Annotated in this window: 14 protein-coding genes; 8 read left to right on the plus strand and 6 right to left on the minus strand. The window is 67.7% G+C overall.

Annotated features, from left to right (window positions below; all coding sequences use genetic code 11):
- Window positions 1-14 precede the first annotated feature (14 nt).
- The 4 genes from kdpC to kdpF are packed head-to-tail and all read right to left on the minus strand — an operon-like array spanning window position 15 to window position 4,394.
- Window positions 15-596 (minus strand): potassium-transporting ATPase subunit KdpC, encoded by a 582-nt coding sequence (gene kdpC, locus ACFQDH_RS12435; protein WP_382401725.1) that lies wholly within the window; start codon window positions 594-596, stop codon window positions 15-17.
- 5 nt (window positions 597-601) lie between these two features.
- Entirely contained in the window at window positions 602-2,665 is a 2,064-nt protein-coding gene (gene kdpB / locus ACFQDH_RS12440) for a potassium-transporting ATPase subunit KdpB (protein ID WP_382401727.1), read from the minus strand.
- Window positions 2,662-4,308, minus strand: a complete 1,647-nt coding sequence (gene kdpA / locus ACFQDH_RS12445; protein ID WP_382401729.1) for a potassium-transporting ATPase subunit KdpA — start codon at window positions 4,306-4,308, stop codon at window positions 2,662-2,664. The genes kdpB and kdpA overlap by 4 nt, the downstream gene beginning before the upstream one ends.
- Window positions 4,308-4,394 carry a K(+)-transporting ATPase subunit F gene (kdpF, locus tag ACFQDH_RS12450; RefSeq protein WP_382404858.1) on the minus strand — a complete coding sequence of 29 codons (87 nt, stop codon included), beginning with the start codon at window positions 4,392-4,394 and terminating at the stop codon, window positions 4,308-4,310. The genes kdpA and kdpF overlap by 1 nt, the downstream gene beginning before the upstream one ends.
- Before the next feature lie 203 nt (window positions 4,395-4,597).
- Between kdpF and ACFQDH_RS12455 the strand changes: the two genes are divergently transcribed.
- Window positions 4,598-5,557: a hypothetical protein gene (locus tag ACFQDH_RS12455; protein WP_382401731.1), complete on the plus strand. Its 960-nt coding sequence runs from the start codon at window positions 4,598-4,600 to the stop codon at window positions 5,555-5,557.
- 76 nt (window positions 5,558-5,633) lie between these two features.
- On the opposite strand, the gene ACFQDH_RS12460 is transcribed toward ACFQDH_RS12455, so the two are convergent.
- Window positions 5,634-6,653, minus strand: a complete 1,020-nt coding sequence (locus ACFQDH_RS12460; RefSeq protein ID WP_382401733.1) for a dipeptidase — start codon at window positions 6,651-6,653, stop codon at window positions 5,634-5,636.
- 236 nt (window positions 6,654-6,889) lie between these two features.
- Here ACFQDH_RS12460 and rimO point away from each other — a divergent pair, with 236 nt between their 5' ends.
- The 4 genes from rimO (at window position 6,890) to ACFQDH_RS12480 (ending at window position 10,025) form a co-directional block, all read left to right on the plus strand.
- Window positions 6,890-8,338 (plus strand): 30S ribosomal protein S12 methylthiotransferase RimO, encoded by a 1,449-nt coding sequence (gene rimO, locus ACFQDH_RS12465; protein ID WP_382401735.1) that lies wholly within the window; start codon window positions 6,890-6,892, stop codon window positions 8,336-8,338.
- A complete protein-coding gene (gene pgsA / locus ACFQDH_RS12470) occupies window positions 8,335-9,108 on the plus strand; it encodes a CDP-diacylglycerol--glycerol-3-phosphate 3-phosphatidyltransferase (RefSeq protein WP_382401737.1) in 774 nt (257 codons plus the stop codon). The genes rimO and pgsA overlap by 4 nt, the downstream gene beginning before the upstream one ends.
- A gap of 5 nt (window positions 9,109-9,113) precedes the next feature.
- A complete protein-coding gene (locus ACFQDH_RS12475; RefSeq protein ID WP_382401739.1) occupies window positions 9,114-9,605 on the plus strand; it encodes a CinA family protein in 492 nt (163 codons plus the stop codon).
- Between the two features lie 120 nt (window positions 9,606-9,725).
- Window positions 9,726-10,025, plus strand: a complete 300-nt coding sequence (locus ACFQDH_RS12480) for a helix-turn-helix domain-containing protein (protein WP_382401740.1) — start codon at window positions 9,726-9,728, stop codon at window positions 10,023-10,025.
- Between the two features lies 1 nt (window position 10,026).
- Here ACFQDH_RS12480 and ACFQDH_RS12485 read toward each other — a convergent pair whose 3' ends face one another.
- A complete protein-coding gene (locus ACFQDH_RS12485) occupies window positions 10,027-10,800 on the minus strand; it encodes an Fpg/Nei family DNA glycosylase (protein WP_382401741.1) in 774 nt (257 codons plus the stop codon).
- Window positions 10,801-10,876: 76 nt separating this feature from the next.
- Here ACFQDH_RS12485 and ACFQDH_RS12490 point away from each other — a divergent pair, with 76 nt between their 5' ends.
- The 3 genes from ACFQDH_RS12490 to ACFQDH_RS12500 all read left to right on the plus strand — a co-directional run bounded on the left by ACFQDH_RS12490 (window position 10,877) and on the right by ACFQDH_RS12500 (window position 13,742).
- Window positions 10,877-11,914 (plus strand): sensor histidine kinase, encoded by a 1,038-nt coding sequence (locus ACFQDH_RS12490; RefSeq protein ID WP_382401743.1) that lies wholly within the window; start codon window positions 10,877-10,879, stop codon window positions 11,912-11,914.
- A 97-nt stretch (window positions 11,915-12,011) separates the two neighbouring features.
- Window positions 12,012-12,728, plus strand: a complete 717-nt coding sequence (locus ACFQDH_RS12495; protein ID WP_382401745.1) for a response regulator transcription factor — start codon at window positions 12,012-12,014, stop codon at window positions 12,726-12,728.
- A 75-nt stretch (window positions 12,729-12,803) separates the two neighbouring features.
- The gene (locus ACFQDH_RS12500; RefSeq protein ID WP_382401747.1) at window positions 12,804-13,742 is read left to right on the plus strand and encodes an ABC transporter ATP-binding protein; all 939 of its coding nucleotides are present in this window, start codon (window positions 12,804-12,806) and stop codon (window positions 13,740-13,742) included.
- The last annotated feature ends 48 nt before the right edge of the window (window positions 13,743-13,790 follow it).

A 13,790-nucleotide genomic window follows, 5' to 3' on the forward strand; every position in this document is an offset into this window, starting at 1 on the left:
CGGGTCATCGGGGCTCACCGACCTCCGGCAGCTTGCAGCAGCGAGAGATTCAGCTGCAGCACGTTGACCTTCGGCTCGCCCAGGAAGCCGGCGTCGCGTCCGGTGGTCGCGGCGTGGATCAGCGCGTCGACCCGGGCGAGGGTGATGCCGCGAGCCGTGGCCACGCCGGGTGCCTGCAACTTCGCGTAGGCCGGCGAGATGTCCGGGTCGAGGCCGCTCGCGCTCATGGTGAGCGCGTCGGGCGGGACCGTGCCAGGCAGGCTCGCCAGCGCTTTCTCGCGTGCTGCAACGGCTGCCTGCTGGCGGTGGTCCGTCGCGGGGAGGTTGGAACCCGCGCTCGAGTTGCCCGCGTAGTCGGTGGCCGATGGCCGTCCGTGGAACCAGGTGGGGCCGGAGAACTGCTGGCCGATCAGCGACGATCCGACGACCTTGCCGCCGGAGTGGATCCGCGATCCGGTCGCCTGGTCATGGAACGCGACTCGTCCGACGCCCCAGACCGCTGCCGGGTAGAGCACGCCGAGCAGGACGGTCAGGACGAGGAAGAGGCGCAGCGCGGCCAGCGTCTGACGGCCGATGGTGAGGGAGGAGGTAGCCATCTGGATCACATCCCGGGGAGGAACTGAATGAGGAGGTCGATGAGCTTGATCCCGATGAACGGGGCGATGACGCCGCCGAGCCCGTAGATCAAGATGTTGCGTGCAAGGAGCTGATCCGCTCGTAACGGTCGATAGCGAACACCCTTCAGCGACAACGGGATCAGCGCGATGATGATGAGCGCGTTGAAGATGACCGCCGATAGGATTGCCGAGTTCGACGAGTGCAATCGCATGATGTTCAGATCGGACAATCCGGGGTAGCTCGCGACGAACATCGCCGGGATGATCGCGAAGTACTTCGCCAGGTCGTTGGCGATCGAGAACGTCGTGAGGGCCCCGCGGGTGATCAGCAGTTGCTTGCCGATCGCCACGATGTCGATGAGTTTGGTCGGGTCCGAGTCGAGATCGACCATGTTGCCGGCCTCCTTGGCGGCCGACGTGCCGGTGTTCATCGCAACGCCGACGTCCGCTTGGGCCAGTGCCGGGGCGTCGTTGGTGCCGTCGCCGGTCATCGCGACGAGTCGGCCACCCTCCTGCTCGCTCTTGATCAGGCGCATCTTGTCCTCGGGCGTGGCCTCGGCCAGGAAGTCGTCGACGCCCGCCTCGTCGGCGATCGCCTTGGCTGTCAACGGATTGTCGCCGGTGATCATCACCGTGCGGATGCCCATCCGACGCAGCTGCGCGAACCGTTCCGCCATACCGGGCTTGATGACGTCCTTCAGGTGTATGACGCCCACCGCGTCCATCGGCGCGTCCGTTCGCCCCACGGCCACGACCAGGGGAGTGCCACCTGCGGCGGAGATGCGGTCGGCCGCGGTCGAGGCCTCGTCGGCGCCGGTGCCGCCGGACTCGCGAACCAGGCGACACACCGATCCTGCAGCGCCCTTGCGCAACTGCGTGCCGTCGGCCAGGTCGAGACCGCTCATCCGGGTCTGCGCGGTGAAAGGGACGACGACGGCATCGGTCGGCGAATCCAGCGTCATACCAAGGCGTTCCGCGGTCCAGGTGACGATCGACCGGCCCTCTGGGGTCTCGTCGGCCAACGACGACAGGTGCGCGAAGTGGTTCACTTCGGTCAGGTCCTTGCCGCCGATGGCGACGATGTCGGAGGCCTGCCGGTTGCCGAGGGTGATGGTTCCGGTCTTGTCCAGCAGCAGGGTGGAGACATCGCCTGCGGCTTCGACCGCGCGGCCGGACATCGCGAGGACGTTGCGCTGCACCAGCCGGTCCATGCCTGCGATCCCGATCGCGGAGAGCAGCGCCCCGATCGTCGTCGGGATGAGGCACACCAGAAGCGCGACTAGGACCAGCACACTCGGCCGGTGACCCGCCCAACCCGCGAACGGCGGGATGGTGCTGACCGCGAGCAGGAAGATGATCGTCAGCACGGTGAGCAGGATGCCGAGAGCGATCTCGTTCGGCGTCTTCTGGCGCTCGGCGCCCTCGACAAGCGCGATCATCCGGTCGATGAAGGTCTCGCCCGGCTTCGCCGTGATCTGTATGACGATCCGGTCCGACAGCACCGTCGTTCCTCCGGTGACGGCACACCGGTCGCCGCCCGCCTCTCGGATCACCGGGGCGGATTCGCCGGTGATGGCCGATTCATCAACAGTGGCAATACCTTCCACGACATCTCCGTCGCCGGGGATCACCTGGCCGGCCTCCACGACGACCCGGTCGGTGAGTCGTAACAGGGCCGCCGGGACCTCCTCCTCGCCGGTTTCGGTGAGTCGTCGGGCGGTGGCGGTGGCACGCGTCCGGCGGAGGCTGTCGGCCTGTGCCTTGCCGCGGCCCTCGGCGACCGACTCGGCGAGGTTGGCGAACAGGATCGTCGCCCACAACCAGATCGCCACGAGCCAGGAGAACCACGACGGGTGCACGCAGGCGAGCACCGTGGTGAGGGCAGCGCTGACCCAGACGACGAAGAGGACCGGCTGGTGCCACAGGTGCCGGGGGTCGATCTTTGCGGCGGCGCCGGGCAGGGCATCGAGAGCCTGGGTCCAGATGGTGGGGGCGTTGTTGCTTGGTTTGTTGGATCTGGTTGTGCTGGAAGCGATTCCGGCGGTCATGACAGTGCCTCCGCGAGAGGTCCGAGAGCGAGGACAGGTAGGAAAGTGAGCCCGGTGACGAGCAACGCGACACCGACCATCAGTCCGGCGAAGAGCGGTGTGTGCGTCGGCATGGTGCCGTCCGTTGCGGGCCGCCGATGTTGCGTCGCGAACGAACCGGCCAGCGCCAGGATGGCGATGATCGGCAGGAACCGGCCGAACAGCATGCACGCCGCGAGCGTCAGGTTGAGGTAGGGCTGGTCGGCGCTGAGGCCACCGAACGCTGAGCCGTTGTTGTTCGACGCCGACGCGTAGGCGTAGAGGATCTCGGTCAGCCCGTGCGGTCCGGTCGCGAGTATGGCGCCCTTGGCACTCGACACCAGCAACGCTGCACCGGTGCCCAGTAGGACGAGCGCCGGAGTGGTGACCGAGTAGAGCGCGGCATACGTTATTTCCTTGCGCCCCACCTGTTTTCCGAGGATCTCCGGGGTTCGGCCGACCATCAGACCGGCGATGAAGACCGCGAGGATGGCCACGACCAGGGCGCCATACAAACCGGAGCCGACGCCGCCAGGGGTGATCTCGCCGAGCAACATGTTGGTCAGTGCGCCGCCGCCGCCGATCGGGCTGAACGACTCGTGCCAGGAGTTGACCGCACCCGTCGAGGTGGCCGTGGTGGAGTTGGCGAACAAAGCGGACGACCAGACGCCGAATCGGACCTCCTTGCCTTCCATGGCACCGGTCGGCGAAGAAGCTGCCGCCACTTCGGCCCAGGTGATGACCGTGAGCATGGCGGTCCACAGGAACGCCATGAAGCCGAGCACGGCATACCCCTGGCGCTTGTCGCCGACCAGCCGGCCGTAGGTGCGCGGCAATGAGAACGGGATGACCAGGATGAGGAAGATCTCGAAGAGATTGCTGAATCCGTTGGGGTTCTCGAAGGGGTGTGCGGAGTTGGCGTTGAAGTAGCCGCCGCCGTTCGTGCCGAGTTCCTTGATCGCCTCCTGGCTCGCGACCAGACCGCTCTCGATGGTCTGGTGGCCACCGGTGATCGTGTCGATGACCTGTGGCGCGGACAGGTCCTGTATGACGCCGGACGCCAGCAGGACGAGCGCGCCGATGAACGCGAGCGGCAACAGGATGCGAATCGTGGCACGGGTGAGGTCGACCCAGAAGTTGCCGAGCACTCCGGTCCGGTGCGCGACGAGTCCGCGGACCAGCGCGATCGCGACGGCGAGTCCGACGGCCGCGGAAACGAAGTTCTGCACGGCCAGGCCGAGGGTCTGGACGAGCGCGCTCGCGCCCGACTCACCGGCGTAGCTCTGCCAGTTGGTGTTGGTGGTGAAGGAGATCGCGGTGTTGATCGCCGTGTGCCAGTCCATCGTTGCGCCGCGGTCGAGCGGCAGTCGCCCCTGCCAGGTGCACAGGGCCCACAGCATCACGACGCTGACGGCCGAGAACGCGAGCACCGACACGGCATACCGCGTCCAGCGTTGCTGCGAACGTGGCTCGATGCCGCTGAGGCGATAGAAGATTCGCTCGACTGCCAGGTCCTTGTCGCTGGTGAAAACGCGCGCCATGTAATCGCCCAGCGGCACGTGCACCACCGCGAGCGCGGCCACCAGGACCGCGATCGTCAGCACTCCGCCGGCTGCGTCGCTCATCAGAACTTGTCCGGGCGGATGAGGGCGTACACGAGGTAGGCCAGGAGCGCGAATGCGATGACACCCGCGACGAGATATTCGGTCATGGCTCTCAGCGTTCGCCGCCGAGGAGGTCGAATCCGCCGTGTTGACGAGGCTTTTGCGCTTCTTGACGCGTTCTTAACGCGGTGTGCGGTCGCGGGTATGCCAAGAGTGCGGTGGGGCGCACTCCTGGCATAGCTGGAGCCGCTGACAACGAGTTATCCACAGGCCGCACACGTGTCGTACCGGGATTCGCAAGGATCTCCCGATGAGCGCGGATGCCGAGATGAGCCGCTATGTCGTCGAGGGGCGGCCACTGACGTCTGGAGCAGACCGGCGGGCGATTGCGGTCTATCTGGCCGCCGACTGCGGTGGTGTCGTGCACCGGTTGACGCTCGCCCGGCACGGGATCGACAGGTTCGGAGTGCGGAACGAGGTCGCCGCGGGACGGTGGTTCAAGGTCGGCCGACATACAGTCGCGGTCGGCTCGCCGGAGCTGAGTCCGATCGCTTTGCGATGGCGTGCGGTGTGGGAGAGCGGGTCAGGATCTCGCCTGGACGGAGTGAGCGCACTGCTGGCAGGTGGAATGACCGGCTTCACATCGCCGGTGATCGACGTATCGTTGCCGGCGCGAAATCGGCACCATCGGGTGGAAGGTGTCCGGTTGCATCTGCCCAGGGCACCGGCACCGGTCGCGACCTCGGGCATACCCCGAGTCGCCGTTGAGGTGGCCACGATCCACGCCGCTCAATGGGCGGCGAGCCATCGGCAGGCGACCTTACTGATCTGTCTGCCGCTCCAGCAGCGGCTGACGACTCCGACCCGCGTCGAGCTGGTATGGCGGGGCGTGGAGCGATCGACTCGGCATACCTTTCTGTCGGCTGTCATCGGCGACGTCACGAACGGCGCCCATTCGCTCGGCGAGCTGGACTTCGCTCGTATGGCGCGCCGGGCCGGCCTACCGGAGCCCACTCGTCAGGCGGTCCGGCAGGGGCCCAACGGGCGGGTATACCTCGATGTCGCGTGGGATGACGTGGGTCTCGTGGTGGAGATCGACGGCGGGCACCACGCGCTGGCATTGAATCCGGTCGACGATGCCCTACGCCAGAACGATCGAGTCGTCGCTGGGGAGAACGTCATACGCATTCCGGTACTCGGCCTCCGGCTGAAGCCGACGGCGTTCATGCGACAGGTTCGACGAGCGTACGACCGGCTGTGCCGCTGCTGAACGCAAGCTCCCGTTATGCCAGGAGTGCGGTCAGGCGCACTCCTGGCATAACGGGGAGGAAGCTGCCGTCAGGTCGTCAGCTGTCGAGCTCGTCGATGGTGGCGACGCTGGGGCCACGGGTGGTCTGCAGGTCGCGCGCGACCGCCTCGGCGTCACGCAGCACCCGCAACACGTTGCCGCCGGCGACCTTGGCGAGGTCGTCGTCGGACCAGCCGAGGTCGGCGAGCGCCGCGAAGACCTTCGGGTATGACGACACGTCGCCCATACCTTCCGGGAGCACCGTGACGCCGTCGTAGTCGCCACCGACCCCGAGGTGGTCGATGCCCGCGACGTCGCGGATGTGCACGAAGTGCGCGACGACGTCATCCAGGGTCGCGACCGGCTCGGGGTGCCGCTTGGCCCACTGCTCGGCGAATTTCTGGAAGCTGGCGACGTCGGTCGGCACCACGCCCGCATCGCGTGCCGCCTCCTGGGCGTTCTTGCGCCACTCCGCACAGGCCGGCGACACGAAGCCGGGCACGAAGGTCGACATGATGACGCCGTTCTTGTCGCGCAGCGTCTCCAGGACGTCGTCGGGGGCGTTGCGCGGGGAGTCGCACACCGCACGTGCCGAGGAGTGGCTGAAGATGACCGGCGACTCAGACGCTGCCAGCGCCGCCCGCATGGTGTCGGCGCTGACGTGCGACAGGTCGACCAGCATGCCGATCCGGTTCATCTCGCGCACCACCTCGACACCGAACCGCGAGAGACCGTCATGCACCGGCTCGTCCGTTGCCGAGTCGGCCCACGGGTTGTTGTCGTTGTGAGTGAGCGTCATGTAGCGCACGCCCAGGACGTAGAGCATTCGCAGCGTCGCGAGGGAACTGTCGATCGATTGCCCGCCCTCGGCGCCGAGCAGGGACGCGATGCGGCCGGACGCGAAGACCGACTCGACCTCGTCGGCGGTCCGCGCCAGACCGAACGTCTCGGGCCACCGGCCGATCAGCTGGTGTACGGCGTCGATCTGCTCCAGCGTCTGGGTGACCGCCTCGCTGCCCGGTTGGTTGGACGGCACGTAGACCGACCAGAACTGCCCGCCGAGACATCCCTCCCGCAACCGCTTGATGTCGGTGTGTGCGGTCGGCGGTCCCGGCCTCCAGGTCGAGCTTGTCGAAGTCGTAGCGCACCAGATCACGGGCCGCCCACGGCAGGTCGTTGTGCCCGTCGATCAACGGGTGCTTCGCCAAGAGGTCACGCACGTGGTCAAGAGAAGTGGAGGTGTCGGTGTTCGCCATACTCGCCATCACATCACGGTGTCTCGGGTCGCGTGCTCCGTCCCATACAGTTGGTCCCATGGAATCCCGCAGCGTCGCTCTGGTCACTTTGGGCTGCGCCAGGAACGAAGTCGACTCCGAGGAGCTGGCGGGTCGCCTCGCCGGCGAGGGCTGGACGCTCGTCGACGACGCCGCGGACGCCGACGTCGCGGTCATCAACACCTGCGGGTTCGTCGAGCAGGCCAAGAAGGACTCCATCGACGCGCTGCTCGAGGCGAACGACCTGAAGGAGCACGGCCGCACCCAGGCCGTCGTCGCCGTCGGCTGCCTCGCCGAGCGGTATGGCGCACAGCTCGCCGAGCAGTTGCCCGAGGCCGACGCAGTGCTCGGATTCGATTCGTATGTCGACATGTCCAGCCACCTGCGCGCGGTGCTCGATGGTCACGCGCCTGCTTCGCACACGCCGTCCGACCGCCGAAAGTTGTTGCCGATCAGCCCGATCGACCGGCAGGGGAATGACGTCGCCACCCCCGGTCACGGCGACGTGCAGCGCCCCGAGGATGTCGAGATCGTCTCGCCGGCTTCGTCGCCGCGGGTGATCCGCGCCCGACTCGACGGCCGACCCTGGGCGCCGCTGAAGATCGCGTCCGGTTGCGACCGGCGCTGCGCGTTCTGCGCCATCCCGTCCTTCCGTGGTGCGTTCGTGTCACGTCGTCCGTCCGACGTGCTGGCCGAAGCGCGCTGGCTCGGGCAGCACGACGTGCGCGAGTTGTTCCTGGTCTCGGAGAACTCCACGTCATACGGCAAGGACCTCGGCGACCTGCGGCTGCTCGACACGATGCTGCCGGAACTCACTGCGGTAGAAGGGATTTCGCGGGTTCGTGTGTCCTATCTGCAGCCCGCCGAGATCCGCCCCGACCTGCTCGACGTGATGACGTCGACGCCGGGCGTGGTGCCCTACTTCGACATCTCCTTCCAGCACGCCAGCGGCCCGTTGCTGCGCCGGATGCGCCGCTTCGGCGACCGTGAGTCGTTCCTGCAGTTGCTGCAGGAGGTGCGGCGCCGGGCGCCATACGCGGGGATCCGCAGCAACGTCATTGTCGGATTCCCCGGCGAGACCGACCATGACCTCGAGGAGTTGGAGAGCTTCCTGACCGAGGCGCAGCTCGACGTCGTCGGCGTCTTCGGCTACTCCGACGAGGACGGCACCGAGGCCGAGACGTATGACGCGAAGCTGCCCGACCGTGAGGTCGCCGAGCGGCTCGCGCACTTCCAGACTTTGGCCGAGCAACTGAACGAACAACGCGCCGCCGACCGGATCGGGCAGACCGTCGAGGTGCTCGTCGAGTCCGACGGTCTCGCCGACGGCGACGACGGAGAGGTCCGCGGTCGCGCCGGCGAGCAAGGCCCCGACGTCGACGGCGAGACCATCCTCGCGGTCGCTCCCGGCACTGTCGCGATCGGCGACATCGTGACCGCGACCGTCACCGGCACCCTCGGCATCGACCTGATAGCAAGTCCTGCATGAGTTCTGAGCGCCGAGAGGGGCGACCGACCGCACGTGAGGGCGTCGAGCGTCGCCGGGTCCAGACCCGCGAGGAGATCGAGCGCCGCCGTGCCGAATTCGAGCGGCGTCGGGCGGCCGGTGAGCCACTCATCGCGCCACCGCTCCCGGATCCCGCGTCCGCGCCGAGCAGCGGCGTGAGCAACTGGAACATCGCCAACGCATTGACGATGTTCCGCATCGCGCTGGTCCCGGTGTTCGGCTGGTTGCTGTTGATGCACGGCGGTGACGAAACCGGTTACCGCACCGGCGCGTTCATCGTCTTCGTGCTCGCCTCGATCACCGACCGCATCGATGGCGACTTGGCGCGTTCCCGCAATCTGGTGACCGACTTCGGCAAGATGATGGACCCGATCGCCGACAAGGCGCTCATGGGTATGGCGCTCGTCGGCCTGTCGATCATCGGCCGCCTGCCGTGGTGGGTGACAGCGGTCATCCTGATCCGCGAGGTCGGCATCACGGTGCTGCGGCTGCTGGTGATCCGGCACGGCGTGCTGCCCGCCAGCCGTGGCGGCAAGCTGAAGACCTTCCTGCAGGCCATCGCGATCGGGCTCTTCCTGCTCCCGATCAACGGCTGGTTCGACATCGTCGCCTGGGTGGTGATGCTGGCCGCGCTGGCGGTCACCGTCGCGACCGGCATCGACTACATCTTCCGTGCTGCGACGTTGCGGCGTAACAGCGAACGCTCCCAGGCCCGCCGTGCCAGGCGCGCCGCCCGCGGCGGCAAGGCCTGAGACTCGTGAGGGACGAAAAGCTGATCGCGGAGCTTTCCCGTCATGGCGACACCATCGCGGTGGCCGAGTCGCTCACCGGCGGACTCGTGTGTGCTGCGCTGACCGCGGTGCCCGGCGCAAGCGCGGTGGTTCGCGGGTCCGTCACGTCATACGCGACGGACGTGAAGGCGAGCGTCCTCGGAGTGGACGCGCACCTGTTGCGGTCCGGCGGCGCCGTGCAGGCGGAGGTCGCGCGGCAGATGGCGCACGGCGTCCGACGGCTGCTGGGCGCCACCCACGGCATCGCGACCACCGGCGTGGCGGGACCGGACCCGCAGGACGACGTGCCCGTGGGGCGGGTCTTCATCGCCGTGGCCTGGGACGACGCGCCCGGTGTCCCGCTGGACGAAGTGCGGATGCTCGACCTGACAGGGGACCGGGCTGCCATCCGTGAGCAGACGGTGACGGCGGTGCTGGAGCTATTGGCGACGTGTGTTTCGGGCGGCCAGGAATGGTAGGAGTCCCTGGGGTCGTTGTGTCGGGTGGAGTTGGTTCGACGACTCCGCACCGGGCAACCGTCGGTGCAGGGCGTTAAGCTTGATTTGTCAGAGCAACCGTCGAGGTCACTGGGAGGCGTCATGATTCTGCTCCGTCGCGAGCTCGGTGACGTGCTGCGCGGTGTCCGTCGCGAGCAGGGCAGGACCCTGCGCGAGGTCGCGCGGGACGCTCAGCTGTCGCTCGGCTATCTCTCCGAGATCGAGCGCGGTGAGAAGGAAGCTTCTTCGGAGCTGCTCGCCGCGGTGTGCGACGCTCTTGGCGTGCCGATGTCGGAGGCACTGTTGAGTGTCTCGCAGCGACTTGCCGCAGCCGAAGGCCTTGCGGCTCCGGTGCCGCTGCCGGTGCCCGACCCTGCTGCGGTCGTTTCCTCCGCCGCGTGATCTACCGGCCGGCCTGACAACCGGCGCAAAAACCCAGCGTGCGCTGCACCGGCGGTTCGCCGATCGGTCCGGCACGCAGCAACCGCCCACAGCGGGGGCACGGTTCGCCCGCCCGCCCGTATGCCGCATGTCGTGTCGTCAACGGGTCCCGCACGGCCGCGGCCGTCAGCAACCGGTGGGCCGTGGCCACCAACGCATCGAGGGTCGCGTCCGGCAGGTCCGCCACCGCCGCCCATGGGTTCACCCGCTCGTGGAAGAGCGTCTCGGTAGTCCAGATCGTGCCCAGTCCGGCGAGATTGCGTTGGTCGAGCAACGCGGCGCCGATCGGCCGATGTGGGTCCCGACGCAGCCTTGCGGCAGCGACCTCAGGATCCCAGTCGTCACCGAGCAGGTCGGGACCGAGGTGACCGACGACGCGGTGCTCGTCGCGGCTGTCCAGCAGGTCGAGCATGCCCAGTTGGTAGCCGATCGCGGTCCACTCCGTCGTTGCGAGCAGCACCCGAATACTGTTGCTGCGCACCGCGTTCGGTGTCATCTGCCGGGTCGGTCGCACCCGCCAGCTGCCGTCCATCCGTAGGTGGCTGTGCAGCGTCATACCGGAATCGAGGCGGTGCAACAGGTGCTTGCCGCGACTGACGATTTCGACGGTCGTCATACCGTGCAGTGACCGGTCGGCCAGGCTCGGCCAGCGCAACTCACAACCGACCAGCGGCTCGCCGCGCAACGCTTGGTCCAGCCGAGTCGCCGCTCGGCGGACCGCATCACCTTCGGGCATGGCGCCTCCTCATGTCTCGCATCATCTCAACACTGGTATGACGAGCGCGCCGTCTCCGCTCCGTACGCTGACCTGCATGACCGAGACCACCGCACCCGTTGCCGCGCCGTGGCGGCAGCGGCACCTGCTCGATGTGCTCGCGGCGATCGGCGCGCTGGCCGTTGTCGGCTCCGCGAGCCACTTGGACAAGCACGGCACTGAGCGTGGCATCGACGCCCTCGCGATCACTCTCGGTCTTGTCGGTCTCGCGGCGGTGGTCGCGCGTCGAGTGTCGCCGTTGGTCAGTCTGCTGGTGCCGTGTGCGGCGATCGGCGGATATCTGCTGCTGCAGTATCCCAACGGTCCGACCTATTTCCTGCTGCCGCTCGGTGTCTTCTGTTTCGGCTTCGAAGGTCCGCGCCGGATCGCTCGATGGCTTGGACCGACGGCGATCGTCGTCGTCTGCGTCTGCGCGTACCTCGGTGGTGGGCAGGACACCGTCGTGCGGATGACGATCGTGCTGAGCTGGGGCTTCGCCGCGGTGGTCCTCGCCGAATGGTTGCGGACCAGAGCCGACCGGACGCTCGAGCGACGGAAAGCGTTGCAGCAACAGCAGAAGCGAGCAGCCGTCGAGCAACAGCTGGAGCTGGCGCGGGACCTGCACGACAGTGTCGCGCACGCGCTGACCGCGATCACCGTGCAGACCGCACTCGCTGAACGGCTGGCGAAGGACCGCCCCGAGGAGGCAGCGGAGGCCGCGCGGGCGGCACGGATCGCCAGCCGCGATGCGCTCGCGGACCTGAATTCGATCGTCGGTTCGTTGCGTGAGCCAGGGTCCGCACCGACCCGACCGCAGCCCGGGATGGACGAGATCGACGCACTCGTCTCGCGGGCGCGGGAGGCCGGGCTGCACATCGACGCCGACCGGGAACCCTTGAACGACCTTTCCGAGCCGGTCCAAGGCGCGGCATACCGGGTGGTGCAGGAGGGCCTCACCAACGCGGTCCGCTACGCACCAGGGGCACACGTGCAGCTGTCGATGCGCAGAGAGCCGGACGGATTTCGAGTGGCACTGGCCGACGATGGGCCTGAGCCGGGCGGCACGGTGCAGCCCCGGGCGGCGGCCACGGACTGATCGGTATGGCGGAGCGCGTGCGCGCCACCGACGGCGTGCTGCGACATGGGCCTCTTCCGTCCGGTGGCTTCTTCGTCGAAGCACGTTGGGAGACAGCGTGATACGCGTGGTTGTGGCCGACGATCAGGCGTTGGTCCGCCGTGGCTTCGCCACGCTGATCGGCCTGGAAGACGACATTGACGTGGTTGCCGAAGTGACCACCGGACGTGAGGCGGTCGCGGCCGCCCGCGAGCTGCTGCCGGACGTGCTGCTGATGGACATCCGGATGCCGGACATGGACGGCCTGGAGGCGACCCGGCAGATCACCGACGACCCCGCCCTGAGCGCCGTACACGTGGTGATGCTGACGACCTTCGATCTCGACGAATACGTGTTCCAGGCATTGCGATTCGGCGCCAGCGGGTTCCTCGTCAAGCACACCGAGCCGGACGAGTTGATTCGTGCGGTGCGGGTGGTGGCCGATGGAGATGCGCTGTTGTCGCCGACCGTCACCCGCCGGCTGATCGCCCGCTTCGCGACCTCGGACCCCGGCGCCGACACCGGCCTCGGACTCGGCCTCGGCCTCGGACGAAGTGAGCAGCCGACGTCGCCGCTTGCCGACCTGCTCACCGAACGTGAACGCGAGGTCGTTGGGCTGGTCGGGCAGGGCTTGTCCAATGACGAGATCGCCGGGCAGTGGTTCGTCAGCCAGGCGACGGTGCGCACCCACGTCAGTCGCGCGATGACGAAGGTGCACGCGCGGGACCGCGCTCAGCTCGTCGTCATCGCTTACCAGCACGGCCTGGCCGAGCCACCTACCCTGGACGCCGACTGACCTCAACATCTGACGTACGGCGATCTCCACGCTGGCGCGATGTGCGCGAGGCCGCGACACGGGAGTGTGTGAGTCATGAACACACACACGGGATTCGAAGTCGTCGCGGTGGAGGGCCTCACCAAGAACTACGGCCGCCGCACAGTCGTCGACAATGTCGACCTGCACCTCACCGCCGGCTCGATCACCGGGCTGATCGGCCCGAACGGTGCCGGCAAGACCACCATCATGTCGATGCTGCTCGGCCTCGTCCGTCCGAGCGCTGGCCGCGGAACAGTCCTCGGTCACGACCTGTCCCGGCCGGCTGACTACCTGCCACAGGTTGGTGCGCTGATCGAAGGCCCGGCCTTCTTCGGCAACCTGTCCGGGCAGGGCAACCTGGAGTACTTCGCACGGCTCGGAGGGCACGACCTGTCCGGCATACCGGATGTGCTCGAGTTGGTGGGTCTGCAAGGACGAGAAGGGGATTCGTTCTCGTCATACTCACTCGGCATGAAGCAGCGGCTCGGCATCGGCGCCGCGTTGCTGAGCGATCCCCAGCTGGTGATCCTCGACGAGCCGACCAACGGAGTCGACCCGGCTGGCATGCGCGACATCCGGGCAATGGTCCGGCGCATCGCGGCCGACGGCCGAACGGTGCTGATCTCCTCGCACCTGCTGGCCGAGCTGGAGCACATCTGCGATCGGGTGATCGTGCTGGACCAGGGCGGCTTGCGCTACTCCGGGCCGCTGACGGAGCTGCCGACGTCTCGTCCCGAAGTGATTCTGCTGCGCAGCGGCGGTCCGGCGGAGGACGACGAACTGCACCGGATGTTGAGCACGCAGGGGTTGACCGTCGAACGCCGAACGGATGGGTTCGCCGTCGACGTCGGAAACGTCGACCCGGCCCTGCTGGCCGGCCGGATCAATCGCAACGCGGCGGAGAGCGGGATCCACCTCGTCGAGCTGCACCACCAGAAGCAATCACTTGAAGACCGGGTTCTCGACCTGGTCGGAACAGGAACCAGGTCATGAGCACGCACACGAGCACACGCACGACCGCCCGCACTGAAGTGGAGTCGC

The sequence above is a fragment of the Flexivirga alba genome (assembly GCF_042661025.1).
In the GTDB taxonomy this organism is placed as follows: Bacteria; Actinomycetota; Actinomycetes; order Actinomycetales; family Dermatophilaceae; genus Flexivirga; species Flexivirga alba.

Coding starts and splice junctions, on each gene's coding strand:
- kdpC (WP_382401725.1), bottom strand. CDS start 596: ATGGCTACCTCCTCCCTCACCATCGGCCGTCAGACGCTGGCCGCGCTG.
- kdpB (WP_382401727.1), bottom strand. CDS start 2,665: ATGACCGCCGGAATCGCTTCCAGCACAACCAGATCCAACAAACCAAGC.
- kdpA (WP_382401729.1), bottom strand. CDS start 4,308: ATGAGCGACGCAGCCGGCGGAGTGCTGACGATCGCGGTCCTGGTGGCC.
- kdpF (WP_382404858.1), bottom strand. CDS start 4,394: ATGACCGAATATCTCGTCGCGGGTGTCATCGCATTCGCGCTCCTGGCC.
- ACFQDH_RS12455 (WP_382401731.1), top strand. CDS start 4,598: ATGAGCGCGGATGCCGAGATGAGCCGCTATGTCGTCGAGGGGCGGCCA.
- rimO (WP_382401735.1), top strand. CDS start 6,890: ATGGAATCCCGCAGCGTCGCTCTGGTCACTTTGGGCTGCGCCAGGAAC.
- pgsA (WP_382401737.1), top strand. CDS start 8,335: ATGAGTTCTGAGCGCCGAGAGGGGCGACCGACCGCACGTGAGGGCGTC.
- ACFQDH_RS12480 (WP_382401740.1), top strand. CDS start 9,726: ATGATTCTGCTCCGTCGCGAGCTCGGTGACGTGCTGCGCGGTGTCCGT.
- ACFQDH_RS12485 (WP_382401741.1), bottom strand. CDS start 10,800: ATGCCCGAAGGTGATGCGGTCCGCCGAGCGGCGACTCGGCTGGACCAA.
- ACFQDH_RS12490 (WP_382401743.1), top strand. CDS start 10,877: ATGACCGAGACCACCGCACCCGTTGCCGCGCCGTGGCGGCAGCGGCAC.
- ACFQDH_RS12500 (WP_382401747.1), top strand. CDS start 12,804: ATGAACACACACACGGGATTCGAAGTCGTCGCGGTGGAGGGCCTCACC.